At 64.7% G+C, this 25,262-nt stretch carries 22 protein-coding genes and 1 pseudogene; 19 read left to right on the top strand and 4 right to left on the bottom strand.

Features of this window, described 5'->3' with window-relative positions; all coding sequences use genetic code 11:
- Positions 1-175 precede the first annotated feature (175 nt).
- A complete protein-coding gene (locus tag ABD243_RS09175) occupies positions 176-841 on the bottom strand; it encodes an NUDIX hydrolase (protein WP_344364591.1) in 666 nt (221 codons plus the stop codon).
- A 94-nt stretch (positions 842-935) separates the two neighbouring features.
- Between ABD243_RS09175 and ABD243_RS09170 the strand changes: the two genes are divergently transcribed.
- From ABD243_RS09170 to ABD243_RS09140, 7 genes and pseudogenes are all read left to right on the top strand, one after another.
- Complete coding sequence (locus ABD243_RS09170; RefSeq protein ID WP_344364589.1) at positions 936-1,895, top strand: ARPP-1 family domain-containing protein; 960 nt, start codon at positions 936-938, stop codon at positions 1,893-1,895.
- Positions 1,892-3,385: an ADP-ribosylglycohydrolase family protein gene (locus ABD243_RS09165; RefSeq protein WP_344364586.1), complete on the top strand. Its 1,494-nt coding sequence runs from the start codon at positions 1,892-1,894 to the stop codon at positions 3,383-3,385. The genes ABD243_RS09170 and ABD243_RS09165 overlap by 4 nt, the downstream gene beginning before the upstream one ends.
- Positions 3,386-3,436: 51 nt before the next feature.
- Complete coding sequence (locus tag ABD243_RS09160) at positions 3,437-5,122, top strand: nuclease-related domain-containing DEAD/DEAH box helicase (protein WP_344364584.1); 1,686 nt, start codon at positions 3,437-3,439, stop codon at positions 5,120-5,122.
- 413 nt (positions 5,123-5,535) lie between these two features.
- Positions 5,536-5,682: pseudogene (locus ABD243_RS09155) on the top strand (carbohydrate ABC transporter permease); the annotation flags it as partial.
- Positions 5,679-7,388: an alpha-amylase family glycosyl hydrolase gene (locus ABD243_RS09150; RefSeq protein WP_344364582.1), complete on the top strand. Its 1,710-nt coding sequence runs from the start codon at positions 5,679-5,681 to the stop codon at positions 7,386-7,388. The pseudogene ABD243_RS09155 and the gene ABD243_RS09150, both read left to right, overlap by 4 nt.
- Before the next feature lie 352 nt (positions 7,389-7,740).
- Positions 7,741-8,223: a hypothetical protein gene (locus tag ABD243_RS09145; RefSeq protein ID WP_344364580.1), complete on the top strand. Its 483-nt coding sequence runs from the start codon at positions 7,741-7,743 to the stop codon at positions 8,221-8,223.
- Positions 8,224-8,615: 392 nt separating this feature from the next.
- A complete protein-coding gene (locus tag ABD243_RS09140; RefSeq protein WP_344364578.1) occupies positions 8,616-9,335 on the top strand; it encodes a hypothetical protein in 720 nt (239 codons plus the stop codon).
- A 92-nt stretch (positions 9,336-9,427) separates the two neighbouring features.
- Here ABD243_RS09140 and ABD243_RS09135 read toward each other — a convergent pair whose 3' ends face one another.
- The 3 genes from ABD243_RS09135 to ABD243_RS09125 all read right to left on the bottom strand — a co-directional run bounded on the left by ABD243_RS09135 (position 9,428) and on the right by ABD243_RS09125 (position 12,022).
- A complete protein-coding gene (locus ABD243_RS09135) occupies positions 9,428-9,748 on the bottom strand; it encodes a hypothetical protein (RefSeq protein WP_344364576.1) in 321 nt (106 codons plus the stop codon).
- A gap of 491 nt (positions 9,749-10,239) precedes the next feature.
- Positions 10,240-10,767: a DUF4352 domain-containing protein gene (locus ABD243_RS09130; protein WP_344364574.1), complete on the bottom strand. Its 528-nt coding sequence runs from the start codon at positions 10,765-10,767 to the stop codon at positions 10,240-10,242.
- A gap of 457 nt (positions 10,768-11,224) precedes the next feature.
- Positions 11,225-12,022: a VWA domain-containing protein gene (locus ABD243_RS09125; protein WP_344364571.1), complete on the bottom strand. Its 798-nt coding sequence runs from the start codon at positions 12,020-12,022 to the stop codon at positions 11,225-11,227.
- A gap of 327 nt (positions 12,023-12,349) precedes the next feature.
- Between ABD243_RS09125 and ABD243_RS09120 the strand changes: the two genes are divergently transcribed.
- The 12 genes from ABD243_RS09120 (at position 12,350) to ABD243_RS09065 (ending at position 24,789) form a co-directional block, all read left to right on the top strand.
- Complete coding sequence (locus ABD243_RS09120; protein WP_344364568.1) at positions 12,350-13,714, top strand: excalibur calcium-binding domain-containing protein; 1,365 nt, start codon at positions 12,350-12,352, stop codon at positions 13,712-13,714.
- Positions 13,715-13,955: 241 nt separating this feature from the next.
- Complete coding sequence (locus tag ABD243_RS09115) at positions 13,956-15,068, top strand: DUF475 domain-containing protein (RefSeq protein ID WP_344364566.1); 1,113 nt, start codon at positions 13,956-13,958, stop codon at positions 15,066-15,068.
- 52 nt (positions 15,069-15,120) lie between these two features.
- Positions 15,121-15,711 carry a TerD family protein gene (locus ABD243_RS09110; protein ID WP_344364563.1) on the top strand — a complete coding sequence of 197 codons (591 nt, stop codon included), beginning with the start codon at positions 15,121-15,123 and terminating at the stop codon, positions 15,709-15,711.
- Between the two features lie 47 nt (positions 15,712-15,758).
- Positions 15,759-16,340, top strand: coding sequence for a TerD family protein (locus tag ABD243_RS09105; RefSeq protein ID WP_344364561.1), 582 nt, complete (start codon positions 15,759-15,761; stop codon positions 16,338-16,340).
- Positions 16,341-16,408: 68 nt separating this feature from the next.
- Positions 16,409-16,990: a TerD family protein gene (locus ABD243_RS09100; protein WP_344364558.1), complete on the top strand. Its 582-nt coding sequence runs from the start codon at positions 16,409-16,411 to the stop codon at positions 16,988-16,990.
- A gap of 31 nt (positions 16,991-17,021) precedes the next feature.
- Positions 17,022-18,218: a toxic anion resistance protein gene (locus ABD243_RS09095; RefSeq protein WP_344364555.1), complete on the top strand. Its 1,197-nt coding sequence runs from the start codon at positions 17,022-17,024 to the stop codon at positions 18,216-18,218.
- 34 nt (positions 18,219-18,252) lie between these two features.
- Complete coding sequence (locus ABD243_RS09090; RefSeq protein WP_344364553.1) at positions 18,253-18,774, top strand: hypothetical protein; 522 nt, start codon at positions 18,253-18,255, stop codon at positions 18,772-18,774.
- An 8-nt stretch (positions 18,775-18,782) separates the two neighbouring features.
- On the top strand, positions 18,783-19,325 hold the full coding sequence (locus ABD243_RS09085; RefSeq protein ID WP_344364713.1) for a TerD family protein: 543 nt from the start codon (positions 18,783-18,785) through the stop codon (positions 19,323-19,325).
- 2 nt (positions 19,326-19,327) lie between these two features.
- On the top strand, positions 19,328-20,083 hold the full coding sequence (locus ABD243_RS09080) for a hypothetical protein (RefSeq protein WP_344364551.1): 756 nt from the start codon (positions 19,328-19,330) through the stop codon (positions 20,081-20,083).
- A gap of 34 nt (positions 20,084-20,117) precedes the next feature.
- The gene (locus ABD243_RS09075; RefSeq protein ID WP_344364548.1) at positions 20,118-21,299 is read left to right on the top strand and encodes an HpcH/HpaI aldolase/citrate lyase family protein; all 1,182 of its coding nucleotides are present in this window, start codon (positions 20,118-20,120) and stop codon (positions 21,297-21,299) included.
- Positions 21,296-23,947, top strand: a complete 2,652-nt coding sequence (locus ABD243_RS09070) for a phosphoribosyltransferase domain-containing protein (protein ID WP_344364545.1) — start codon at positions 21,296-21,298, stop codon at positions 23,945-23,947. Before ABD243_RS09075 ends, ABD243_RS09070 begins: the two co-directional genes overlap by 4 nt.
- Entirely contained in the window at positions 23,944-24,789 is an 846-nt protein-coding gene (locus tag ABD243_RS09065; RefSeq protein ID WP_344364543.1) for an HAD family hydrolase, read from the top strand. Before ABD243_RS09070 ends, ABD243_RS09065 begins: the two co-directional genes overlap by 4 nt.
- The last annotated feature ends 473 nt before the right edge of the window (positions 24,790-25,262 follow it).

Below are 25,262 nucleotides of genomic sequence, written 5' to 3'. Positions count from 1 at the left end.
ACTGTCTGATTCCCGCTTCTAGGCTCATTTCTGCTTTGGATTCCCTAGAGCGGTCGTCCAATATTAAGACATCTACCTGGCCCCCTCGGGGCTTGGCTGGGACAACAGGACCTAGTCGGCCCTCGGCAATTCGCAGAGCCGGCCAGAAAAGCCCTGGCGCCGCCGCCGCGTACCCCTAACCCCGCACCCACAACCGCGAAGGCCTCCCCCGCGTTCCGTCGGACATCTGGCCCGTTCCCGCCAGTTTCGGCTCCATGAACCGCCGGAACGTGTCACGCATCAAAGGCGCGCCCGCCACAGCTTCGTGCAGTTCCCGCAGGTCCCTCAGCGTGAACGGCTCATCCAGCAGCGCACCAGGATCCGGCGCCTCCGCATAGGCGGCCCGCAGCCACTCCACCGCCTTCGCCACAATGTCCGCGTGCCCATAGGGCAGTCCCACGATCAGCTCCGGCTCCCCCGTCGTCGAAGCCAGCCGTACGCCGTTGGACTTCAACGCCTCCTCAAGATCCGTCAGCGGCACCATATCCACGTGCGCCACCGACAGCACCCAGCCGCGGTCATCGCGCCCGGGCTCGTCGAAGACCTGTAGCTGGCGCGGCACCCGCCCGGAGATGCCCGCCTTGTCCCGCAGGCAGCGCAGCACCGCATCCGCGAGGGTCTCGCGTTCGCGCAGGAACGTACCAGGCAGCGCCCACTTTCCGTGCTGATGATCCTCTTCGCGCCGCACCAGCAGGACGCACACGCTGCCGTCCGCCACCGTCAGCACCGCCGTATCCACCGCCACCGAGGGACGCGGATAGTCGAGCAGGGACGCACCAGGGCTGTTCTTGGAATCCTTCACACGAATATTTAACGCAGTCTTGCGCTAAAGATGCAAGCAGTGCATACTGAAATCAATTAGCGCAAAAATGCATTAAATCAACTGGAGGTCCACAATGAAGATTCCACAGCTCCACGTCGGCGCCGGCAGCAGGCTCGGCCCACTCAGCATCTTCCCCGTCTGGACCTCCGGCTCCGGCAACCTGGGCCTCAGCACCGGCGCCCACGCCGATGTCGCCGTGACCGAACTCGCCAGCGGCGCCCAGGTCGCCCGGCTCACCGTCACCAACAACGGCCCGCACCCGGCGCTGCTGCTGGAAGGCGAGCTGCTCGAAGGCGGCCAGCAGCACCGGACCTGCGCCCGCGACGTCGTCCTGGGCCCCGGCGAAACCCGCGACATCGACACCTTCTGCGTCGAGGCCGGCCGCTGGGAAGCCGGCCAGTCCAGCCACCGCCGGCAGGCACGGCGCGCACCACTGAACGTCTGGTCCGAACTGGCCAACAGCCTCGACGGCCGCCGCGGCGGCGACCGGCAGGGGCGGATCTGGGAGCGGGTCAGCCGCTTCGAGTCCGCGCGGGGAGCCTCGGTGACCAGTTCCCTGCTCGACCACATGGACCGGTTCAAGGAGGACGCGCGCAACCGCTTCGACGCTGCGGACGCACCGGCCGCGCTGGAAGGCCAGCGCGGCGTCGTGATCGGACTCGGCCAGCAGCCGCTGCTCCTGGAGGTCTTCGGCACCAACACGCTCTTCCGCCGCCACTACCGCCAGCTGATCGATTCCGCGCTGCTGGATCTGGAACTCCTCTCACCCCAGGCACTGGCGTCCGGCCCCATGCCGGGCCAGCGGGCACGCGACTTCGCCGCCCACGTCCAGGCGATGGACTTCGGAACGTTCGACGACGGCGCCGCGGCTGTCGAGGTCCGGAACCACGGCGCCCTCCGGAGCCGCAACGTCTCCCGCGCCGCCGGAACCGTTTCCGCCGCCGGCATCGCCGTCGAGCTCCCCAAGCGCCGCCCCCAGCTGGCCCACCTGACCGGCTGGAACACCAAACACCCCCTGATGGAGATGGCATGAAACTGACCCCCTTGCAGAATGACCGCGCGGCCGGAGTCCTCGTCGCACTGGCCGCCGGCGACGCCCTCGGAGCCGGCTACGAGTTCGGCGCCCCGCTGCCGGACGGCGCCGAGGTGACCATGAAGGGCGGCGGACCGTTCGGGTTCGCGCCGGCCGAGTGGACCGACGACACGTCCATGGCCATCCCGATCGCCCAGGCGTTGCTGGAGTCAGCATCCGACGCCGAATCTTCCTCCCCCGCGGCGCTCACCATGATCGTCCGGGCCTGGGCGGCGTGGGCCGCCGAGGCCAAGGACGTGGGCGCCCAAACCAGCGCTGTCATCGCGGCCGCTCGCCGGCTCGCCGCGGCTGCCGGCCGGAGCAAAGTCCACGCCGCCGACTTCAGCGCCGCGGCTGCAGACTTCCACGCCCGCACCGGCCGCAGCGCCGGCAACGGCTCGCTGATGCGCACCGCACCGATGGCGCTTGCCTACTTGGACCGGGACCCGGCCGAGCTCATGGTCCAGGCCGGGGTGCTCAGCGCCCTGACCCACGCCGACCCGGACGCGCAGGAAGCCTGCGGCCTCTGGTGCGTGGCCATCCGGGAGGCGGTCCTGACCGGGCGGCTCGACGTCCGGGCAGGGCTGCCCCTGCTGTCCGCCGAGCGGGCGGCCTTGTGGCTGCAGCGGATCGAGGTTGCCGAGCGGTCCCGGCCGCGGGAATTCAACCGCAACGGCTGGGTGGTCGAGGCCTTCCAGGGCGCCTGGAGCGCCATCCACTTCGCCGGCCTGACCGCCTCCGACCCGGCGCATCTGCGGGCCGCGCTGGAGGAAGCGGTCCGCGGCGGCCGGGACACCGACACCGTCGCCGCCATCGCCGGCGGGCTGCTCGGTGCCGCCTACGGCTACACGGCGGTGCCGTTCGAATGGCGGCGCCGCCTGCACGGCTGGCCCGGACTCCGCGCCCGCGACCTCATGATGCTCGGCATGGAGCTGGGCCGCGGCGAGGGCCGCCGTTTGGGTTCTTGGCCCCGCGCCGGGCACCAGGACTACAGCATGTGGAGCCGCACCGACGCGCTGGTCCAGCACCCGCACGACGACGGCGTCTGGCTGGGCGGCGTCGGTTCGCTGGGGCGCGTGGCAGAGCTAGGGATCGACGCCGTGGTCTCGCTGTGCCGGCTGGGGACGTTGGATGTGCCGTCCGTTGCTCCGGAAGACCATGCCACGTTCTGGCTCGTCGACTCCCCTGACGAGGATGACAACGCCGACGCCGCGTTTGTGCTGCGGGACGCGGCATCCGCCGTTGAACGTTTCCGGGCGGAGGGGAAAACCGTGCTGGTGCACTGCGTCCGGGCCGAGTCCAGGACTCCCACGGTGGCAGCGCTCTATGGAGCGCGGGTTGCTGGGGTTTCGCCGTTGGAGGCGCTCGAGGATGTGTGCCGGGTGCTGCCTGGGGCGAATCCGAACCGATTGTTTCTGGGGTTGCTAAAGAATGTTCAAACGGCACCCTAGGCTAGGCGAAATGGATTCCACTGATTCAGATCAGAATTGCAGGGGGCAGCGGTGAAATGCATTCCGGACGAACCAGACTTCGGCGATGGCCAATTGGCCGAGAAAGTCGTTTGGGATGCGTTGAAGAAAAGCCTTCCGGACGACGTCGTACTGGCCCACTCAGTCCAAGTCCGGGACGGGCGTGCAGAACACGAAATCGATATTCTCGTCCTGTGGCCCGGCGTCGGTATGGCCGCCGTCGAGGTCAAAGGCGGCAAAGTCAGCGTCGCGGACGGACAGTGGTACCAGTCAGACCGCTCCGGGAAACGCCCTCTCAAAAGCCCAGTGGTGCAGTCCCAAGGATCCGCTCACGCCTTCAAGAACTGGATCGAGGCTCAGCTCGGCAGTCGCCTGACCAGCCGTTTCGCTTACATGGTGAGCTTCCCCTACACGAACGTCCGGCACGATTGGGAGATGGCTGGCTGCCCCAGGGAACTGGTCTTGGACCAGGCAGACACTGAATCCGCCGCCGACCTGGTCCGCGCGGCCATCGAACAGGAAGGCGGCGGCTCAACCCCAATGGCACCGGCGTTCATGGATCGAATCGTCCGCATACTCAGTGGAAAGCTGGGAGAAGACGAATCGCGGATTCAGGATCCTAGAGAAGCCGAGGACGCCCAGGATCACCTAACGGAACGTCAATCCGTGTTGTTGCGGGCAACCCGGTCGCTCCCCCGGATCAGGTTCACCGGAGGGGCCGGCAGCGGCAAGACCTGGCTGGCCGTGGAAAAGGCCCGGCTGCTGTGCAGGGAAGGCAAACGCGTGGGCTTCTTCTGCTACAACAAGGGGCTGAGTCAGTACCTGCAGCAGCAGGTGTCCGGCTGGCGGCAGGCCAAACCCATATTTACGGGCGAATTTCATGAGTACGTTCGGGCGCTCGGTGTCCCCGACGGTTCCGGGCAGGACTATTTCGAGGAGGAAATGCCCCACCTTCTCATGGAACTGGCAGGCCGCATGGAACCCCACGAGCGTCTGGACGCCGTCGTCGTCGACGAAGCCCAGGACTTTGCCCCGCTGTGGTGGGAATCGCTGCTCGCCTGCACCACTGACGCCGACGCCGGTGAGGTTTACGCGTTCATGGATGACCGGCAGGACGTTTACCGAAGGTGGGGCGGGGCTCTCGCCGGCGGCAAGCATCCGACGGCGGACCTCGTGCCCATCCATATCGACGAGAACCTCCGCAATACGAGGAAGATCGCCGAGACGTTTAGGTCCTTCGCGGGCGAGCACTTCACTCCCCGTGGGGGCACCGGGCTGCCCGTGCGACGGGTCGAATGCCTGACGGATGACGCCCTCGACGCCGCCGACGAATGTGTCGAAGCGCTCATGGACGAAGGCTGGTCCAATAACCAGATAGCTCTCCTGACCACCAAGTCACGGCACCCGGTGCATCAGGAGCGTTTCGACAACGATTCCATTGCCGAGTATTGGCTCGATTTCCATGCGAACAACGACGTCTTCTACGGCCATGTCCTGGGGTTCAAGGGCCTCGAACGATCCGCGGTGGTGCTTTGCGTCAACGGCTTCAAGGACCTCAGCCGCGCTGCGGAGCAGCTCTATGTTGGGCTGTCCCGCGCCCGGAGCCTGCTGGTGGTGGTTGGCGACTCTGCTTTATTGGAAGAGGCTGGCTGGCGGGAACTCAAAGCAGCACTCGCCCGGGCGGAGGCTTGGATGCCAACAGCTGCGGCCGCTCGGTGAGGGGACGTCAAACGGCGTGATTCACCACCACCGATGCCGGCATTCCGGGTTCTGGCAAGCCCACTTGGGTGTGCCGATCTCCTCCCTGCCGGTGGCGGGGTTGTCACGAACCGCCATGTCGATGACGCAGCCGGCGAACTCAGACTTCGGCATGGATTCGCGCATTGACGGCGTGATCATCCCGTAGGCAGTCGGCCATGCCTCGTGGTCGCAGACCGGGCAGCGCCGCGTGGCCGCGCGGCTTGTCGTCGATGTGGGGGCCGGAGGCATCTCGTCGGGAGTTATGGATGCACTGTAGGCCCGCCGACAGACAGACGGGAGGACCCTGGAGACTTACAAAGAGTCTTAGGGTCTTAGAAATTCTTGTAACTCGGTCGGGGATGAAGCCGACGACCTCAGGGGGAAGAGTGGACTCCAAGTTCACCGGCGCCACCGAATTCCAGGCGCCCTTCGGCGAGCAGATGGCCGCCGGCGTGATCGTCACCGTACCGTTGGTCATTATGGTGCTGATCTTCCAGCGGCGGATCGTCGAAGGCCTCACCGCGGGCGCGAGCAAATGAGTGCTGTCTCTGATGTGAGCCCTGTGGGCCCCGTCGAGGAAACTGCCCTCACGCCGGCCCCTGACTGGTGGCAGTCCGCCGTCATCTACGAGGTCTACCCGCGGTCCTTCGCCGACGGCGACGGCGACGGCGTGGGCGACCTCGCCGGGCTCATCGCCCGGCTGCCGTACATCGCCGCCCTCGGCGTCGACGGCATCTGGATGACCCCGTTCCAGCCCTCCCCGCAGGTGGACCAGGGCTACGACGTCACCGACTACTGCGGCGTGGACCCGCTGTTCGGCACCATGGAACAGTTCGAATCGCTCCTGGCGAAGGCCCACGCGCGTGGCCTGCGGATCCTGCTCGACGTGGTCCCCAACCACTGCTCCTCGGAGCACCCGCTGTTCCAGGAAGCCCTCGCGGCCGGGCCGGGCTCGCCGGAGCGGGACATGTTCCACTTTGTGCAGGGACCGGTGGACATGTCCGACGACGGCGGCGCCGCCTCTGCGTCTGACGCCGCCTTGGGCGGGTCAGCCGCCGGCGCTTCAAACAGCGAGGTGCCGCCGAACAACTGGCAGAGCGTGTTCGGCGGCCGGGCCTGGAGCCGCGCCAACCCGGGCTCCGACACGGACACGGACTGGTACCTGCACCTGTTCTCGGCCGGGCAGCCGGACTGGAACTGGCGCAATCCCGCCGTCGGCGACTACTTTGACGGCGTGCTGCGGTTCTGGTTCGACAAGGGCGTGGACGGGCTGCGCATCGACGTCGCGCATGCGCTGTTCAAGGCCGACGGCCTGCCCGATTCGCCCTCCACGGGCGGCGTGGTGGACGGGCTGCGGTCCAACCCGAAGGTCTCGGACCAGGAGGACGTCCACGAGGTCTACCGCCGCTGGCGCACGCTCGCCGAAAACTATGAGCCGCACCGGCTGCTGGTGGGCGAGGTCAACCTGGAACCGGCCCGCGCCGCCCGCTACACCCGGGCGGACGAAATGCAGCAGGCCTTCGCGTTCGCCTTCGTGAAACTCGGCTGGGATCCGGAGGCGTGGGCCGCCGTCGGCAACGAGCTCGAAGCCGCCCGGCAGCTCCACGGAGCCGCCCCCACCTGGGCGCTGGAAAACCACGATATCGTCCGCACCGTCACGCGGTTCGGCGGCGGCGAGCTCGGTGCTCTTCGCGCGCGGGCGGCCTTGGTGGCTTTGCTCGGACTGCCCGGCGCCGCGTACCTCTACCAGGGCCAGGAGCTCGGCCTGCCCGAGGTCGACGTCCCGGTGGAGGCGCGGGTGGATCCGATGTGGGCCCGCGGCGTCTGCCGCGACGGCGCCCGCGTCCCGCTGCCCTGGACCGACGCCGCGGGACTGAACCATGGCTTCTCGCTCGCTGAGCCCGCGGGCGAGCCGTGGCTCCCGGTCCCTGCGGACTGGGGCACCCACGCCGTCGAGCTTCAGGAACAGGACGCCGACTCTGCACTAAACCTCACTAAGGCCGCTTTGGAACTGCGCCGGCAGTTGTGGAAGAACGAGGTCTTCACCGCGGACGACGGCGGCAAGTGGCGGGTTGAAGCGGGCAACCTCCTGATCTGCGAACGGAGCGAGGACTTCCTCGTTGCCGTGGCGATGGGAACCGAACCGGTCAAACTTCCCGCCGGCACCGTACTGTTCAGCGCCGCACCGTTGGCAGAGGACGGCTGGCTACAGCCGAACAACGCGGCCTGGGTGCTGCGCGACTGAGGCTGAAAGCGGCAGGTGCCTTCCTTATTTCCCTTTAGGACTGACCGGCCTCCACCCGGGCTCGCCGGCTGATCCCATTCGTTCCTCTCGTCATCGTCGATGAACGAGTAGGACCGTTCCTTGAGCCGAAGGATTTCATTGAGGCGGATGCCCATTGCCGGTTGCCCTGCATGTTGATGCGGGCGATGAGTTGCCTGTTCGTTATGTCATATTTCTCATTGGTATGGACATGCGTAGACGGCTTCCGGGCAAACTCGCGGACCCACGTAAGCTGACTGCAACGGGGGGTACTTCTGTCTGGTCTGATGGCGGCGGCATGCCCGTCGACCATCCACGTATCAGAGGAGAACAATTGAACGTCGAACGACCCATCGGCCAGCCGACCACCACGGAGACCGTTGACTACCCCACCGCTCCGCACCGGGGCCCCGCGAACCGGCAGGCTGTCGTACCGGCGTCGCCGTTGCGTATTGCCACTGGAGTCGTGGCATTGGTGCTCCCTGTCGTGGGACTCCCTTTCGCAGCCGCTCTGCTCTTCAGCAAGGGATTGGGCCCCGGCTCGCCGTTCAACGGATGGATGAACTTCTTCCTCATAGTCGGCTCCATCGGATGCGTCGTCACGGGCATCGTCATCATTGCCAAACAGCGCAGGCGCGGCGGGGCGACTCCGTGGCTCGTTGGCTCGTTCGCTCTGCTGGTCGTAATCGCCTGCCTCGGCATGTTGGCTTCCCCACGAGCCAGCTTTCCAGGCTTCATCTTAATCACCGTCCTGGTGGCTATTGCCACGCTGATACTCGCCATCCTTGTAATCGTGATGGACAAAGCCAAACGATAACCCGGACCAGCAAATAGGCCGCCCCCGGATGGGAGCGGCCTATTTGGTATCCGGCAACGGCAGTGCTGTACTGCTGAAGGGAGGCGCAGTTGTCTGCCGTGACCGCGCAACTGGCGGCCGTGTTGGCGGAGGACGACCGACTACAGCCGAACAACGCCGCCCGGGCGCTCGCAACTGAGCGATCTGCCAGACGAAAGAGCGACGGACGCCCCGACCGAGCCTGCGCCGGCGAGTACCGAAATAAGCCGCCTGACTGCCGAAATAAACGGGGCCGAAAACGTCATGCGAGCCCGTGCAGCGCACAATAGTTTTCGGGCAGCCCGAGGCTGCCGGCCCGGCCCGGCGCGCTTACCGAACGACCCGCGGCCCGACCATCATTTGGGGGACGAAACATGAGCAACGAATACCGGCTCGACGACGGGACGCAACGCTACGGATCCCGCTCCAACAGCTACACACCTCACGAGGCGACGCCGGCCGCGGCAGTGCGCGCGGAGGAAGCCGCCGAAGTAGCTGCCCGCCTCGGACTCGATGAGATGGCAGCGGCCATCGACCGCCGGCTGACCAGCTCCTGGGCCGACACAGACAACTACCTCGTCGTGGCAATGCGCAAGACCCACCCGGAAGAGCTGACGGCCGCCCGCGCCCTCGTGAAACTGCACCTGGGCACCCAGCGGCAATGGCTGCTGAAGGCAGAGGCCGTGCGAAACAAGCGCCTGGCAACGACAATGCACAGGCGTCGGTCCTCCGGAACTGCCCGTGAGGTCTCTGCGCTTCGTGCCATCCTCATGAGCGGCCTCATCGCCCTGCCTACCTACATCGTCGCGACCAGTCGCGAGGACCTGCTCAAACTCATCCTCGTCGGCATCGGCTGCATTGCGCTGGCGTTGATGGGTGGGCACCCCATCACCGTCCACGCGAGGGTGCCGGTCATGCCGAATATCCGGGCAGCTTGGCTGACCGAGATCCGCAATGACATCGTCGATGCCACCCTGGTCGCGATCTTGCAAAACAACGGCGCCGGACTCGACGCGCGGACCGCCGCCGCAGGCCGGCGCGGGTGGACGAGCATTCAGATCGCGGCCAAAGCCATGCACGCACTCCACAGCTGACCCGATTCCGGCACCTGAGGCATATGGACCGGGAGCGACCGGCCGACCGGTAGAACAAAAGGGCCGATGCGGACCGGCCCCTTCGCGTGATTCTAGCGAGTGCCCGAGTTCGCGGCGCCGATGAATATCAGCATGAAGATCAGTATCCAGAAGATACCTGCGATCGTGTCGATCCATCCGAGGACCTTGCCGATGGTGGCCGAGTGGTGCAGCGCCTCTGCCTTGTTGGCGTTGGAGATTGCGAGCGGGCCGAAGACGATGCCAAGGAAGAAGAAGCCGATGACGCCGAAGATGACCGACTTTTCCTTGAACTTGGAGCCGTGAAAGAACTCTAGGGAGTTGTTCTGCTGCACGTTCGGGTAATTCGGGTACTGATAGGGCTGCTGCGGGTCGGGGCCTTGCGGGTAGGACATGGATGACCTTTCTGGGTGCCGGATACGGGCGGGGCTTCCCGCACATACCGCACTTGTCGGCCGTCGATCGTCCCCGGCAAGAACATACCCTGCATGGCTGGCCTTTAGCAGGCTTCTACCGCCGACCTCCTTATATGTGTCGGGGATCCGGATGCCCTAGGCCGCGCACGCGGCGCCCATGACAGCAACTCCTGTGGCTCACCATTGACCTGGGCGCCTTCGAAGCGAGAGTGCCGCCGAACCCCAAACTGATTCCGGCGTGGAAACAGTGAATACGAAGAGCCTTCGCTGAACTGCACCGTGCCGTCCTTGGGCCGGGTTCCGGCGACCTAGCTGTTCTGTCCGCGGCCGGGGTCACGGTCACGGTCACGGTCACGGTCACGGTCACGGTCACGGTCACGGTCACGGAGGTCATCTTTCCGGGCGCGCAGGTCAGACGCAAAACAGTCCCGGACCTGCGGAGGTCCGGGACTGCCGATGGCGCGGGTGGTTTACGGGGCGATCTTGATGGTCGCTACCGTTTGCAGGCCCGGGTTGGTTACGGTGACCGTGATCGGTCCGGGGGCCACGTCGAAGCTCACGAAGCCGCGCATCTTGTCGCCGGCAACGACTTCACCGGATCCCAGGGGGCCTTCGCCGAAGAGTGCCATGTCGGCTTTGCGGCCGTCGGCGTCCTTGGCGTTGAAGTACATGAAGTTGGCGCTGGTCGTACCCTTCTCGGTCTCCCACAGGACGTCCATCTGGAGGAACTTGCCGGTCTTCGGCTTCGGGGCGAACGACTGGGTGCTGATTGCGTCGACGAACTTGGCGGAGACGATGGTGATCTTGGCGACGTTGCCGCTGCCCATGTCGGCGGTGAACGGGGTGCCGACGGTCGGCTCGGCGGCCTTCGGTGCTTCAGCGACCGGAGCTGCTGCAGCGGCGCCCGATGACGCCGGGGCGCTGGCGCCGGAGGAGGCGCCGCAACCGGCGAGCAGGGGCACTGCGATAAGCGCAATAAGCGCAAAGTTCTTCTTCATTGAGGTCGTTCCTTCTGTACGCGAGTGATGTTGGTGGCGCAGCAGAAGCGTCCCCCAACATCGGAAGCATACATCTCTCCCACCCGCCACTCAGGCAACGCCCAGAAACATGACAGCGAGGGAAGTTGAGAAGATTTGAATATCGACTCGTCACCACTCCGACGTCGGCTCGGCTTCCCTTATCTCAGATACTTTCCAGTGGCTTCGGATCCCCACGTCGCCCCACATGCATTAGTCGTCCACGACCTACGCCGCCCCGACGTGGGCGCTTGAAAACCGCGACATCGTCCGCTCCGTCTCGCGCTTCGGCGGCAGCGAACTAGGCCGCCTCCGGGCCCGGGCAGCCCTCGTGGCATTGCTCGGACTCCCCGGCGCCGTCGACGTTCCCGAGGGAGCGTCGACGGCCCCTTGCGTGTCCGCTCGCGAGCTTGAACCTACTGTGCCCCCAATGGAGGTATTACTGGATGAGGTCCTTGGTGCGGGCTTCCTTGAGCCAGTCGGGGAACTCCCTCAGCATCTTCTCGAACAGGACGGCGTCGCTGATCGCGTCCACATCGCCGATCGGCTCGTAATTGGCGTTGTCCACGAACCGTTCTGTGAGCGTATCCAGCTTTTCAAGGAATACCATCGATTGTTTGCCGATGGAGAGGAATTTCCAGAAGATCGGCGCCGTCGACACCTCAGTCAGAGCCTGGACGGCCTTGGACTGGTTGTCCGGGGCGCCGTCGGTCAAGAACAGTACGTACACAGGAATGTCTGCGGGGGTGGTCGGCGCCGGTGTGGCCGGAGCGATCGGCGCTGGCTGTGCCTTGCCAAGTCCGAAGAACCCCCTTTTCGGCGGGGCGGGCGGGGCCTGCGGTGCGGGCGGGGCGAACCCAAAGTGGTCACGGATGGTCAGGAAGGCATCGGCGTAGTTTGTGCTGCCCATTCGCCGGCCGTTGGTCAGGCGGTCCACGGAGCCGGCGAAGTCATCGATACTGATTTCGCCCAAGTACGCGGCTTTGGAGTCGAAGATGAAGAAGTCGATGTTTCCGTCGTCGTCGAACTGAGTTGCCAGGGCCAGCGCTTTTTCGACAAGGCGCTGCATAGACCCTGACTTGTAGGCCCGACTCATGGAGCCGGAGAAGTCCAGGGCGACGGCGACCTTGGCTTTCTGGCCGTTGAGCCCTGAGAGATCGACTGCGTGCGATGCGGTTTTGGCCAGCGAGAGGAGGCCTGGGGCCTGTTCACTGATCTTTTCGAGGGAAAGTGCCATATCGGTTCCTTTTCGTTGGGTTATGCCAACCATATAGCTGACGTGTCCCGAGTTCATTTGGCGGCGCGTCGATTTTGACCTGGACCATGTGGAGGAACAGCCACGCGTGGATCCTCGAAACAATGTGACGGGAATCCTAATATCTGTTTGCAAGGCCATACAATCCCATTTGACGCACGATAGCGCCGAGGCCTGACACCCAGCGAAATCCTGAGGTGCCGAAAACATGGGGATTAGAAATTGAATAACTACGAATCGCTCTTGGGAGCGCGTGAGCCATCCGTTAGTACGCCGAAACCGCCGCGGAAGCCGAAAGTTTCAACATTCGTGGTCGGAGCGATCACGCTGGCATTCATGGCGATGGGGGCTGCAACCAGCGGGCTCGGTGGGGCACTGATTTTCCTCGCCATATTTGCCGCACTTACCGGCCTCTACGTTGTGATCACGGGCCGCCGCTCGTGGGCACGGCTGCCCGGCAGCCGAAAAGCCGGGGGTGTCGTCCTTGCAGCCTCTCTGGTGCTCTTCGTCGTCGGTGGGCTGACCGTCCCGCCTCGGTCTGCAGAAAGCATCGCTGCCGAGGCGGCTTCCGCGAACGAAAAGCGAGCAGCAGAAGAAGCGGCCCGCGCTTCCGCCGCTTCGTCACAGGCTTCCTCACCCTCCCCTTCCCCGTCCCCGACGGATACCGGGGAGCCGATGGACCCTGAGAACGTCACCGAACTCGCCAGGGGCGTCAGCTATACAGCTCCTAAATCCCAGCCGGCGTACGCAACGAAGGCGCTCGACCTCCTCGCTAGTCTCCCCGTCAAGGCAACGGCGCCGACGCCCGGCTACGATGACCGCGCCATGTTCGGCCAAGCATGGGCCGACACTGACAGGAACGGTTGCGACACCCGGAACGATATTCTCAAGCGGGATCTTTCGGAAGTCACGTTCGCAGATGATGGGCATTGCAGAGTAGAAAGCGGGACCCTCGCGGACCCCTACACGGCAACAACGATCCACTTCCAACGCGGCCCTGGCACCAGCAGTGCTGTACAGATTGACCATGTGGTTGCCTTGGGTGACGCATGGCTTACGGGCGCCCAGCAGTTAACGGGAGCGCAGCGCATGGCGTTTGCCAACGATCCCCTGAACCTTCAGGCCACAGACGGGCCGACCGACGTTCAGAAGGGGGATGGTGATGCTGCGGCGTGGCTACCGCCGAACAAGAGTTTCCAGTGCGCGTACGTTGCACGGCAGATTTCCGTTAAGGCGACGTACGAGCTGTGGGTGACGCAGGCCGAGCACGACGCGATGGCCCGCGTACTAGCAGACTGCATCGACCAGTTGGTTCCGACCAGTGAGAAGGAAGTGACAGTGGTAGCCTCCGCCGAAGCTACAACGGAGCCGGAACCCTCGGCAAACGTGGCTGTGGTTGTTCCGGCACCGGTGGCACCCGCGCCCGATCCGTACGTTCCGGCGCCCGCTTACGTCGCGCCCGCTCCGGCGCCGTATGTTCCACCGGCACCGGCGCCCGCACCCTATGTACCGCCGGCGCCCGCACCGGCACCGGCACCGGCACCGGCACCGGCGGCAGCGTATTACGCCAACTGCACCGCGGCGAGACAAGCAGGGGCCGCGCCGATCTATGCAGGCCAGCCCGGGTACAGCAGCAAGCTCGACCGTGATGGCGACGGCGTCGCCTGCGAGTAACAATTATCGCCCGCTCTTGGTCCGGCTAGTGCGCGGGAAAGCCTCCCTCGCAGCCGGACCAGGGCTATGGCGGGACGAGTACGATCACAATCCAGAAACACTGGGGCGTCGCAGGACAAAGCGTCGCACCCGCCGCATATGATGTTGGCACGAAGTCTTGGGGGATAACTTCCGGGACGATTTTCGCCGTCCTGCCGTCGTTGACTGGACAGGACCTGTCGTTTCCAGGAGTTGTTCCAGCGTGTTTCTCAAGACTTTCGGTTGGTCGTTCGCGGTCACCCTCATCGCATTGGTGGTCGCTTTTCTTTATGGCGGCCCTCAGGCACTGATTCTCTGCCTCATCTTGGGCATTCTTGAAATCAGCCTGAGCTTCGATAATGCTGTGGTCAACGCGCGAATCCTTGAGCGGATGAACCCGTTCTGGCAGAAAATGTTCCTCAGTGTGGGCATTATTATCGCCGTGTTCGGTATGCGCATCCTCTTCCCCCTGCTGATCGTGGGAGTCACCGCTGGCCTGAACCCGGTGGAAGCTGTCAGCCTCGCAATGGAAAAGGGTGACCCGCACACCCCGGGCAGTTACGGATACCTGCTGCACGAGGCCCACCCGCAGATCGCGGCCTTCGGTGGAATGTTCCTTCTGATGCTGTTCCTGGACTTCATTCTGGCCCACCGGGATATTAGATGGATCAAGTTCCTGGAGATCCCGCTCGCCCGGCTGGGCAAACTCGAAGGCGCATCGTTGATCATCGGCCTGGCCGCTCTGGCCATCGCCGGGGCTGTATCCGGCGAGAAACAGGGCATCGTCCTTCTCGCGGGCCTGCTTGGCATGATCACCTATTTCCTCGTGAACGGCCTCGGAAATCTCTTCGACGTCGATGAAGACGGCGACGTTGATGCCGCGGATGCGGACCTCGTCGTGCACTCAGGCCCTTCCGGTACGGCTCAACTCGCCGGCAAGGCCGCCCTCATGCTGTTCCTGTACCTGGAAGTCATTGATGCATCCTTCTCCTTCGACGGCGTCATCGGAGCCTTCGCCATTACCGCGGACCCGATCATCATCGCGCTCGGACTGGGCTTCATCGGAGCCATGTTCGTCCGCTCCCTGACCGTGTTCCTGGTCCGGCAGGGGACGCTGGACGAATTCGAGTACCTGGACCACGGCGCACACTGGGCCATCGGCGCCTTGGCAGTAATCCTGCTGGTTACGATCGTGGTTCCCGTCAACGAGATCGTTACCGGCCTCATCGGCGTCGTGTTTATCGGTGCGGCATTTATCGGATCGGTGCAACGCAATAAGAGGAATCGTGTCGCTGAGCAGCCTCAAACGCGCGAGTCGGCGGACGCAAACAGCTAGCTCTACATCACTTATCAAGGCAACAGCCACCACTAAGAAAGCGAGCAGTTAAATGGGTTTGAGTTTGCAAAAAGGCCAGACGCTGTCACTGACGAAGCAGAACGGCGATTCGATGACGAACGTCCGTCTGGGCCTCGGCTGGGACTCTGCTGTCCCCGCAAAAAAAGGATTCTTCGGCGGAACTAAAACGGTGGAAATCGACCTGGACGCGTCGGCCATCCTGTTTGACGCGCAGGGCCAGCACCTCGACACTGTCTTCTTCAACCAGCTGACCAGCAAAGACGGTTCCATCCGCCACACAGGGGACAACCTGACGGGCGAAGGGGACGGCGACGACGAGACCCTCATGGTGAATCTGCCGAATGTGTCCCCGGCCGTCGCGCACATCGTGTTTGTTATCACCAGCTACAGCCAGCAGACCTTCGACATGGTCCAGAACGCGTTCTGCCGCGTCATCGACGACGCGGCTCCAGGCAGCCCCGAAGTCGCCCGCTACGACCTCACCGAATCGGGACCATACACGGCGATGGTCATGTCCAAGCTTTCGCGGAACGGCAACGTCTGGAACTTCCAGGCCATCGGCGCGCCGGCTAACGGACGCACGCCCGGCGATGTCCGCGGCGCCGCGGCATCCGCCCTCTAGGTCGTTAGCTCTCTCGAACGTACATCACCAAACTGAAGGAGTACCTCTTGTCTAGCCTGACTCTGAGCAAGGGCAGCAACCTGTCACTGACCAAAGCCGACCCCGGGCTCCGCAAGGCCATGATCGGCCTCGGCTGGGATCCGCGGACCACCGCCGGCGAACAGTTCGACCTCGACGCCTCGGCTCTCCTGGTCCGCGCCGACGGCAAGGTCCGCTCTAACGATGACTTCATCTTCTACAACCAACTGTCCTCGCCGGACGGCTCTATTGTGCATCAGGGCGATAACCGCACGGGTGAGGGCGAAGGCGACGACGAGCAGATCCTGATCGATCTCGACTCGGTCGCAGCAGACATCGCAAAGATCGTCATTGTCGTGTCGATTGACCAAGCAGAGGCGCGCCGTCAGAACTTCGGCCAGGTCCGCGATGCATTCTGCAGAGTTGTGAACCAGGACACAGACAACGAGGTTGTCCGCTACGACCTGACAGAAGATGCCGCAGCGGAAACGTGCATGATCTTTGCCGAGATCTATCGAAATGGCGGCGAGTGGAAGTTCCGTGCCGTGGGCCAAGGCTATGCCTCGGGCCTCCGTGGCGTAGCCACGGACTTCGGCATAGCGCTGGACTAAAAGCCGGATGGCCCGGGCAACTCGGGCCATCCCTCCAACACCCGACAGACTGAACAAGGAGAACAACCATGGCTGGCTTGACGCTTACCAAAGGCAGTAACCTCTCGCTCACCAAGACCGATCCGGGGCTGAACAAGGTTCTCGTCGGGCTGGGCTGGGATCCTCGCACGACCACCGGTGACGCCTTCGATCTGGACGCCTCGGCGTTGCTTCTCGGCGCCGACGGCAAGGTCCGCAGTTCTGCGGACTTCATCTTCTACAACCAGCCGGCCGCAGCCGACGGCTCGGTAGTCCACAAAGGCGACAACCGATCCGGTGAGGGTGACGGCGACGACGAAGTGGTCGCGGTCGAACTCTCGGCCGTGGGCGCAGATGTTGAGCGAATCGTCTTCGTGGTCTCGATTGACCAGGCGGACACCCGCCGGCAGAACTTTGGCCAGGTACGCTCCGCATACTGCCGCGTCGTCAACCAGGATAGCGACGCGGAAGTGGTCCGCTACGACCTGAGCGAGGATGCGGCGCCGGAAACCTGCATGATTTTCTCGGAGCTCTACCGGCATAACGGCGAGTGGAAGTTCAAGGCCGTCGGCCAAGGGTACGCGACGGGCCTCGCTGGCATCGCCGCGGACTTCGGCGTCCAGCTCAGCTAAGCCCCGAGACCACAGAAAGAGAGACGCAATTATGAGCATGCAACTCACTCCGCCAGAGACGTCATCATCGATTCCCCTCGTCCTGAACGCTCCGGAGGCTCCGGGCATCGTCAAGGAAGACGACGCCCCGGGCATGGTCCCGGTTCCGGCGGAACGCCAGCAGGAGATCAACGCCCAGGCGCGTGCCTTCATCACCGAAGTGTCGGCCATGAGTCCGTTCAGCCCCGAATACTCCAGCAAGATCGATGGCATCAACCGGCTTGGCGGCCAGCAGCTCGTGGCATCCGCCAACACCTCGAGCCGGCTCCTGGAGCGGTCGTCCACGTCGCTGGCCGGCGCGAAGAAGTCTGGCAGCAGCGCCCAAGTGCAGGTCGCCTCAACGCTCGGTGAGCTTCGTTCCACCGTGGAGGACCTCACGCCCAACAACGCTGACCTGGGCGTCGGCCGGAAGATCCTTGGAATCATTCCGGGCGGCAACAAGCTAGCTAAGTATTTCCAGAGATATGAGAGTGCCCAGACCCAGCTCGACAAGATCATCAAGTCCCTGATGGCGGGCCAGGACGCGCTGCTCAAGGACAACGCCTCCCTGGCGCAGGAAAAGACCCAGCTGTGGGAGACGATGCAGGGGCTGAGCGAATACGCGGTATTCGCCAAGGCCCTGGACACGGCGACAGCCAACCGGATCGATGAGATGAAGATGCAGGGCCAGATCGAAGAGGCGGGCAAACTCGACTCTGACGTGCTGTATCCGATCCGCCAGCGCCACCAGGACATTCTGACCCAGCTGGCTGTCTCGGTGCAGGGCTATCTGGCTATCGACTTGATCCGCAAGAACAATACCGAGCTGATCAAGGGCGTTGAACGGGCCCGCACGACCACGATCTCCGCACTTCGCACGGCCGTCATCGTTGCTCAGGCACTGGCCAACCAGAAGATGGTGCTCGACCAGATCGATGCCATCAACACGACGACGAACAACATGATTCTGAAGACCAGCGAGATGCTCAAGGATCAGACCGCTCGGATCCACCAGCAGGCGGCCAGTTCCGGCGTCAGCGTGGAAACGCTGCAGAAGGCGTTCGACAATGTCTTCCAGACCATGGATGCGATCGACACCTTCCGCTCCCAGGCCAACAAGAGCATGGAAGGCACCGTTCACGCGCTCGAAACTGGGCTGGAACGGGCCCGCCCCTACCTGGACAGGGTGCGGAAACAGGAAGGGAATTAGTGGTCGTCAGCCCTGAGCAATAGGCTTACGGGCTATGGTCGCAAAATTCTTAGGCTCGCTGTTTGGCGGCGGAGCGGTACCTCGCTCCGCCGCCTTCTCCGGTGACGAATCTCCTGCCCCGGCGGACTTGGCTGCAGACGAGCTGACAGTCACCCGGGACGCACTCGAGGAGCTGCGACGGACGGTGCTCGCCAATGGCGCCGAACTGCCTCCCCTCGTCGTGTCACAGGTGCTGCAGTTGGCCGACATTCTGCGTGCCCTCATCGGCTACATCGGCCGGTCAGGTGCATCGACGGAGCAGGGCGTCCTGCTGAACGCCGTCATCACCGACTACCTTCCGTCCCCGCTGCGGGCATATCTGATGCTGGCCCCTGCGTCGCGGCGAGACGAATCCGCCGACACGGCGGTGTTGCTGGAACAGCTCGACACGCTCTACTCCACCGTCCAAAACCTGGACAATCAGGTCCGCACGGGTGCCATAACGGAACTGGCCGTCCACGGCCAGTTCCTCAGGGACAAGTTTGATATTGATGGTCTTCATCTGGAAGGACGCTAGTGGCTTCAATGGTCGCGGGCAGCAACGCCGCCCTCACTGCTGAGAACCCCGGGCTGGAGAAAGTGCTGCTGGGACTCGGCTGGGACATAGTCCCTAGCCGCGGCCCGCAGGCCGAGCTGGTGCCCATGGTGATCATGTGCGGGACCGATGGCCGCGCCATCTCGGATGACCATCTGGTTTTCTTCAACCAGATCACCAGCCCCGAAGGCAGCATTTCCTTCGCGGGAGCGGAAGACCAGGAACAGATCGACGTCGACCTCAACCGGGTGCCCGAGTCGGTCCACAAGATCGCAGTGCTCCTCTACGTGGATCCGGACGTGCGGGGCCCCGGTACCTTCGGTGCCGTCAAAAACGCCTACCTGCGGGTCGCCACCGACCAAAACCGCGAGCTCCTTCGTTTCACGGTGCCGCGGGGGAACCTCGACAAGATCAACGCCATGATTCTCGGGGAGCTCTACCGGCACGCCGGGGGCTGGAAATTCCGTGCCCTCGGCCAGGGCTATGAGGCCGGGCTCGCAGCCGTTGCCGCCGACTTCAAGTTGAGGCTCTGAAAATGGCGTTGAACCGAACCTTGCTGCGGACCGACATCGGATACCTCAGCCGACGCCGGAAGCCTGTGGATCAGCCGGAGCCTCTTCGACCCACTGCGCAAAGTGCAGCAACGTCCTCGCACCTCGACGCAAGCAGGGCGGGTTCCGGTGGCCTCACGCTCAATGCCAGCCCGGTGCGCATACCGTCCACGAAGGCCTCAGTGGCTTCCAAGCCGGGGCCCCGGCACGCTCCGTCCCTGTCGGAGCGGCTGTTCCCGGCCCCGGATTTTGGCAGCGTCCGCGAGTTGGGGGAAGCCAACCCGGTGGTGCGCTTGAACGCCAGGCAATCCGCGATTGGCTCGCTCCTGGTGGCCGGGGTTCGCTCGGTGGCATGGGAAGACCAGCAGTTCACCACAGGTGCCCACCACACGGACGGGCACAAGGCCGGCACCCCCGTCGTTACCCAGGGAAACCGACCCCTGGCAGGCGTGCAGGACGGGGCCGGCATCGTGTCCCTGCGCCATGTCCGGCTCCTGCGCCGGGCCCTCTTCATCGCCGGGGAAACCCCGCTGACAGTCGGAGTCTTCGACGGCGCGGCCGCAGCGGTGGCTGCCCGGAACGATGCCGGGTTGCGGAGCGTTCTGTACGTCGCGCGGATCGGCGCGGTTCTGGAGCTTCGCGCAGAATTCGTCCCGGCAGACGCCTCCGACGCAGCGATCTGGGCTATTTTCGGTTTCACGATGACCATTCCACTGGACCAACGGGTCCTCCTGCGCTGATCCGGCAGCGCACTACTGCAACAACTAGGGGACAATGCAGCACTTCAAAGCCTTGGCCGAATCCGTCAAGGATCGGCTTTTCCACCTGCGCCCCGAACTCCTTCACCGCACCTCGGACCCCGGCCTGCTGGCCGTCGCGCTGGGTGCCACCCTGTACTCGCCCGCCACGAGAAGCTCGCTGGCATATGGAATCCGGAAACAAGCCGGAGCGGGGTGCCTCAGCATCGTCGTCTGCCTCGAAGATGCCGTTCCTGACGAGGAGGTGCCCGCCGCGGAGGAGAACCTGCTCGCTGCACTGGCTGAACTGTCCCAAGACGATCCGGGCGAACTCCCGCTGATCTTCATCCGGTGCCGTACGCCCGAACAGTTGCTCGACGTCGGACGCAGGGCAGGTGCGGATCTCGGAGTCGTCTACGGCTTCGTACTACCCAAGTTCGAGAACGAGACAGGGCGCGGGCGTGCCTTCCTGGCGGCACTGGAGCTGTTGAACAAAGAAGCCGGACGCACGGGAGACTCAAAGGGACAGGCCCTGAGGGCGATGCCGATCATAGAGGACCTTTCGACAACTCATCTGGAGTCACGCGTCCGGGTGCTGACAGACAACCTGGCCCTGGTGGAAGAGTTCCGCGAACTGGTCCTGTGCGTCCGGATCGGTGCCACGGACATGTCCAGTGCCTTTGGCCTGCGGCGTTCCCGCGACCTGACTATCTACAACGTCAAGGTCGTCGCGAACATCATTGGCGACGTCGTGAACATCTTTGGCCGCCCAAATGACGGCTGGGTCATCTCCGGCCCCGTGTGGGAACACTTCGTCAACACAGAACGGGTCCTGAGGCCGCAGTTGCGGTCCACGCCCTTTGAAGCCGTCAACGAGGGCGAACTCCGACAGCGCATCCTGATGGACAATCTGGATGGCCTGATTCGCGAGATCGAACTGGATCTCGCGAACGGCCTGCTGGGCAAGACCGTCATCCACCCCAGCCACGTTCCAGTGGTGCACGCCATGTGCGTCGTGAGCCACGAGGAATACCTCGATGCCCTGGACATAGCGGGGAACGCCGGCGGAGGCGTAAAGGCATCGTCCTATGGAAACAAGATGAATGAGTTGAAACCACACCGTGCATGGGCGGAGCGCACCCTGTTGCGTGCCAGGGCCTTCGGGGTCGCCAGGCCCGGCGTCAGTTTTGTCGAACTACTGGAAGCGAGCATGCGGTGAAGCAACTCTCTACGGATGCTCCCTGGAGCGGCGGTTACGTGCGCGATGCCCTCGGCGTCGACGTGGCCTCGGACCAGAGTCGCAGCCTGCTGCCGGTAAGCGCCCTGGTCGGGCTGGCGCTGCGGCGCAATCCCAAAAGATCCCATCTGCTCGTCTCGCGGGTGCTTGCCAAGCACGTCCCTACCGAACCCGGGATCGCGACGTCGGCGGGGCAGCTTCTGGGGCTCATGGTCCGCAGGGAACTCCAGTTCCCCGCCAATGCCGCTGCCGGTCCGGATGCGGGCACCGATTCACGCACCGCCGGATCGCTGACCGCCGTCATTGACGAGGCCGCAGGCAGGCTGGCTCGCCTGCTGGAGGGCGACACCGCTCCGGACGGCGGCACGGCACCGAACGAGGACAGGCGACGCAGCAGAATTGCCGACATGGCCAGCCTGGGCGAACTGCTCGCCCGATGGCAAACAGAACTTCCCGGCGTCGCGACCATCGGTTACGCGGAAACAGCCACCGGGCTGGGCCAGCTGGTGGCCGGGCAACTGGGGACCTACTACATCCACTCCACCCGACAGAGCAGCAGCGGGGTGGAACCCTACGGCGCGTTCGAGGAAATGCATTCGCACGCAACCTCCCACCAGTTGCTGCCGACCAGCCGCGCCGCCCTCAACCAGGCCGAGACCGTGGTCCTGGTCGATGACGAGCTGAGCACCGGCGCCACGATCATCAACACCATCCGCGAACTGCACCGCACCGCACCGCACCGCCATTACGTCGTCGCCTCCCTGGTGGACCTGCGCTCCCCCGTAGACCGGGACCGCCTTGACGCGCTGGCACACGAACTCGACGCCAGGATCAGCGGGGTGGCACTGGCGCAGGGAAGCATCCAACTGCCGGAAACGCTTGCTTCGGACGCGACGGAGCTGATTAGCGCCATCCCGCTCCCGCCTGCAGCGGCCCCCAGGCCGGGCCTGATCCAGCTGCTGGACCTCCACGGAATCGAGCCACCAATCCGCAGCGCCCGCTTTGGCGTTTCCGGGCGTCCCGATTCGGACCAGGCGGCGCGCATTGCGGGCGCCCTGGCCGCGGCCCTTGGCAGCCGCGGCGAGGCGGGGGGCCGGGTGCTGGTCCTCGCCACGGAGGAATTCATGGCGCTTCCCCTCGCGGTCGCCGCCCGGCTGCAGGACCTGCGCCCTGACACCGACATCCGCTATTCCACCAGTACCCGCTCCCCGATCGCCGCGCTGGACGAACCAGATTACGCGATCAGATCCGCCATCGCCTTTGGCAGCGACGACGACGCCCCGGACGGGCCCGGGCCGCGGTTTGCCTACAACTTCATGCACCCTGAAGGGTGTTTCGATACGGTGCTCATCATGGCGGAACCTGGTACAGCGGAGTCCGGGCTCCTGGGCCCCGGCAAGATCGCCGAGGCCGTCTCCGGCAGCGCCGACGATGTCCGGCTGGTCATGTTGCCGGCCCAGCCACCGTTCCCAACGCCGCTGCTCGGCCCCGACTTCGGCTCCTATCTGCCCGAGGACGTCGAATGGCTACTGAAGGACCTGAGTTCCGCGCAGCTGGAAGCGCCGAGGGAAGAGCGTGAGGCCGCCATCCAATCCGGCAAGGCCAGTTACGCCGAATCGCTGCCGCAGGAGTTCAAACCGTCGCCCGAGTACGACGCCTTGTTCCAGGCCGCGCTGGAGAGCACGGCAGTCCGGATCGCGCACGCCGTCGGAACGCTCACCGAGCAGGTCCTGAAGCTGCGCGGCAACGCCCCCGTGCTGGTTTCTCTCGCCCGAGCCGGAACTCCCGTGGGCATCCTGATGAAGCGTTGGGCCTGGGAAGTCCACGGTCTAAAGCTGCCGCACTATGCCATCAGCATCGTGCGCGGACTCGGCATCGACCAGACCGCCCTCGGCTATCTCGCGTCCCGGCACCGCCCGGACGACATAATGTTCGTCGACGGCTGGACCGGCAAGGGAGCCATCGCCCGCGAACTCGCCGCCGCAGTCGAACTCTTCCGACAGACCGACGGGCCGGCGTTCCGGCCCAACCTCGCGGTCCTCGCGGATCCCGGGCGCTGCGTCCGGATCTTCGGCACGCGGGAGGACTATCTCGTCCCCTCGGCCTGCCTGAACTCGACCGTCTCCGGTCTCGTCTCGCGCACTGTCTTCAACAAGTCGCTCATCAGCCCCGGCGATTTCCACGGGGCCAAGTTCTACTCGGAGCTGGCCGGCAGCGACGTCTCCCACGACTTCCTGTCGGCCGTCACAGCCCAGTTCCCCGGCGTCCGGGACGACGTCCTGCGGGCAGCAGCGCACGCCCCCGCAGACATCGTCGGGCTCCCGGAAGCAGACTGGTCCGGATGGTCCGCCGTCGAGCAGATCAGCCGCAGCTTCGGAATCAACAACGTGAACCTGGTCAAACCAGGTGTCGGCGAAACCACCAGGGTCCTCCTGCGGCGCGTGCCTTGGAAGGTGCTGGTGCGGCCCGAGGCTGTGCCGGACCTCGCCCACGTGCTCCACCTGGCCGAACAACGCGGCGTCGAGGTGCTGGAGGTCCCTGACCTGGCCTACAGCTGCGTCGGACTGATCCATCCGCTGCACACGCCGGGAGCAACCGGCGCCGACGGCAAGGCAGTGGCGGACGTATGAGCATTCACTCAAGCGGCGCGCCGGTCATGGTGGCCAGCGATCTGGACCGCACTTTGATCTATTCGGTCAACTCTATGGCGCTCGTGGGAAGCGATCATCTGGCGCCCCGGATGGTGGTCGCCGAGGTGTATGACGCAGCTCCGCTGTCTTTCATGACCCGGACAGCGGAGGAGCTGCTGGAAGGGATCGTGGAGAGGAGCATCTTCGTGCCCGTCACCACCCGCACCCGGGCGCAGTTCTCCCGGGTGCGGCTGCCCGGCTCGGGCCACGGGTATGCCGTGACGACGAACGGCGCCGTGCTGCTCCACGACGGCGAGCCGGACGGCGACTGGTCGCGGCACATCCAGCGGTCACTGGGGTCAGAGTGTGCGCCCCTGGACGACGTGTTGTGCCACCTCAGGGGCGGCGCGGCAGTCCCCGCCGTCTTGAGGGTCCGGACGGCCGAAGAATACTTTGTGTACTCGATCGTGGACCGGCAGGCGCTGCCTGACGGGTACCTGGACGAGCTCGGCGCCTGGTGCGAGGCCCGCGGCTGGATGACGTCGTTGCAGGGGCGGAAGCTCTACTGTGTCCCGGCCCCGATCACCAAGGAAGCCGCTGTGGACGAGGTCCGGCGGCGGAGCGGATCAGGTCTTCTTGTAGCCGCGGGCGACTCACGGCTGGATGCGGGCATCCTCGAACTGGCGGACATCGCGATCCGTCCATCGCACGGCGAACTCGACAGCGACTCGTTCAGCCTGCCGAACCTGACGGTGACTTCGGCTTCCGGAGTCCTGGCCGGCGAGGAGATCCTGAGTTTCGTCAGCGGCGTCCTGGCGGAAACTCTGGCTCCGCTCCCCTAGTTTGTCGCCGAGCAGAGGCCGTGACCCAACCACGTTCTTATCCGTATGGCGTCGGGGAGCGCTAGGAACGGCACCCTGAAGTCACTTCCTCCTCAAGTGCAACTGCACAAAGTTGAGCTAGAACACTGTCCCGGCGCGCACACGACGTCCTGATCCCGCACACGTCAGTCCATCCGTGCTCCCTAGGAAGGCCGGAAACTGGTGGGTGATGAAAGGAAAGCCCCGAAGTAGAGCGCGGCGGCGCGTCAAACCTCGGCTGGCTGAGGAGTCCATGCCGGGACCGGCTCACTAGTCTCGCGTCGGACAGCCGACACGGAAATCCCGACTCACGGAGAGCGACACCGGGAGCAGCCGGCGCGGCCGCCCGTCGCCTGTCGCCTGTCGCCTGTCGCCTGTCGTCGACCTTGGCCGACCGGCATCCATGACGAAGGGCGCGCCCGGCCAGACCGGACGCGCCCTCCGCGTGCACCGCG

It is taken from the genome of Arthrobacter humicola (genome assembly GCF_039531445.1).
Lineage (GTDB): Bacteria > Actinomycetota > Actinomycetes > Actinomycetales > Micrococcaceae > Arthrobacter > Arthrobacter humicola.
The sequence above is the reverse complement of the archived record's forward strand: the minus strand, read 5'-3'. Positions and strand labels throughout refer to the sequence as shown.

Bases quoted from the DNA above. Each gene is read 5' to 3' on its own strand.
- ABD243_RS09095 (WP_344364555.1), top strand. From the start codon at position 17,022: ATGAGCATGCAACTCACTCCGCCAGAGACGTCATCATCGATTCCCCTC.
- ABD243_RS09075 (WP_344364548.1), top strand. From the start codon at position 20,118: ATGCAGCACTTCAAAGCCTTGGCCGAATCCGTCAAGGATCGGCTTTTC.
- ABD243_RS09125 (WP_344364571.1), bottom strand. From the start codon at position 12,022: ATGGCACTTTCCCTCGAAAAGATCAGTGAACAGGCCCCAGGCCTCCTC.
- ABD243_RS09100 (WP_344364558.1), top strand. From the start codon at position 16,409: ATGGCTGGCTTGACGCTTACCAAAGGCAGTAACCTCTCGCTCACCAAG.
- ABD243_RS09140 (WP_344364578.1), top strand. From the start codon at position 8,616: ATGAGCAACGAATACCGGCTCGACGACGGGACGCAACGCTACGGATCC.
- ABD243_RS09090 (WP_344364553.1), top strand. From the start codon at position 18,253: ATGGTCGCAAAATTCTTAGGCTCGCTGTTTGGCGGCGGAGCGGTACCT.
- ABD243_RS09130 (WP_344364574.1), bottom strand. From the start codon at position 10,767: ATGAAGAAGAACTTTGCGCTTATTGCGCTTATCGCAGTGCCCCTGCTC.
- ABD243_RS09135 (WP_344364576.1), bottom strand. From the start codon at position 9,748: ATGTCCTACCCGCAAGGCCCCGACCCGCAGCAGCCCTATCAGTACCCG.
- ABD243_RS09080 (WP_344364551.1), top strand. From the start codon at position 19,328: ATGGCGTTGAACCGAACCTTGCTGCGGACCGACATCGGATACCTCAGC.
- ABD243_RS09165 (WP_344364586.1), top strand. From the start codon at position 1,892: ATGAAACTGACCCCCTTGCAGAATGACCGCGCGGCCGGAGTCCTCGTC.
- ABD243_RS09150 (WP_344364582.1), top strand. From the start codon at position 5,679: ATGAGTGCTGTCTCTGATGTGAGCCCTGTGGGCCCCGTCGAGGAAACT.
- ABD243_RS09085 (WP_344364713.1), top strand. From the start codon at position 18,783: ATGGTCGCGGGCAGCAACGCCGCCCTCACTGCTGAGAACCCCGGGCTG.
- ABD243_RS09110 (WP_344364563.1), top strand. From the start codon at position 15,121: ATGGGTTTGAGTTTGCAAAAAGGCCAGACGCTGTCACTGACGAAGCAG.
- ABD243_RS09065 (WP_344364543.1), top strand. From the start codon at position 23,944: ATGAGCATTCACTCAAGCGGCGCGCCGGTCATGGTGGCCAGCGATCTG.
- ABD243_RS09170 (WP_344364589.1), top strand. From the start codon at position 936: ATGAAGATTCCACAGCTCCACGTCGGCGCCGGCAGCAGGCTCGGCCCA.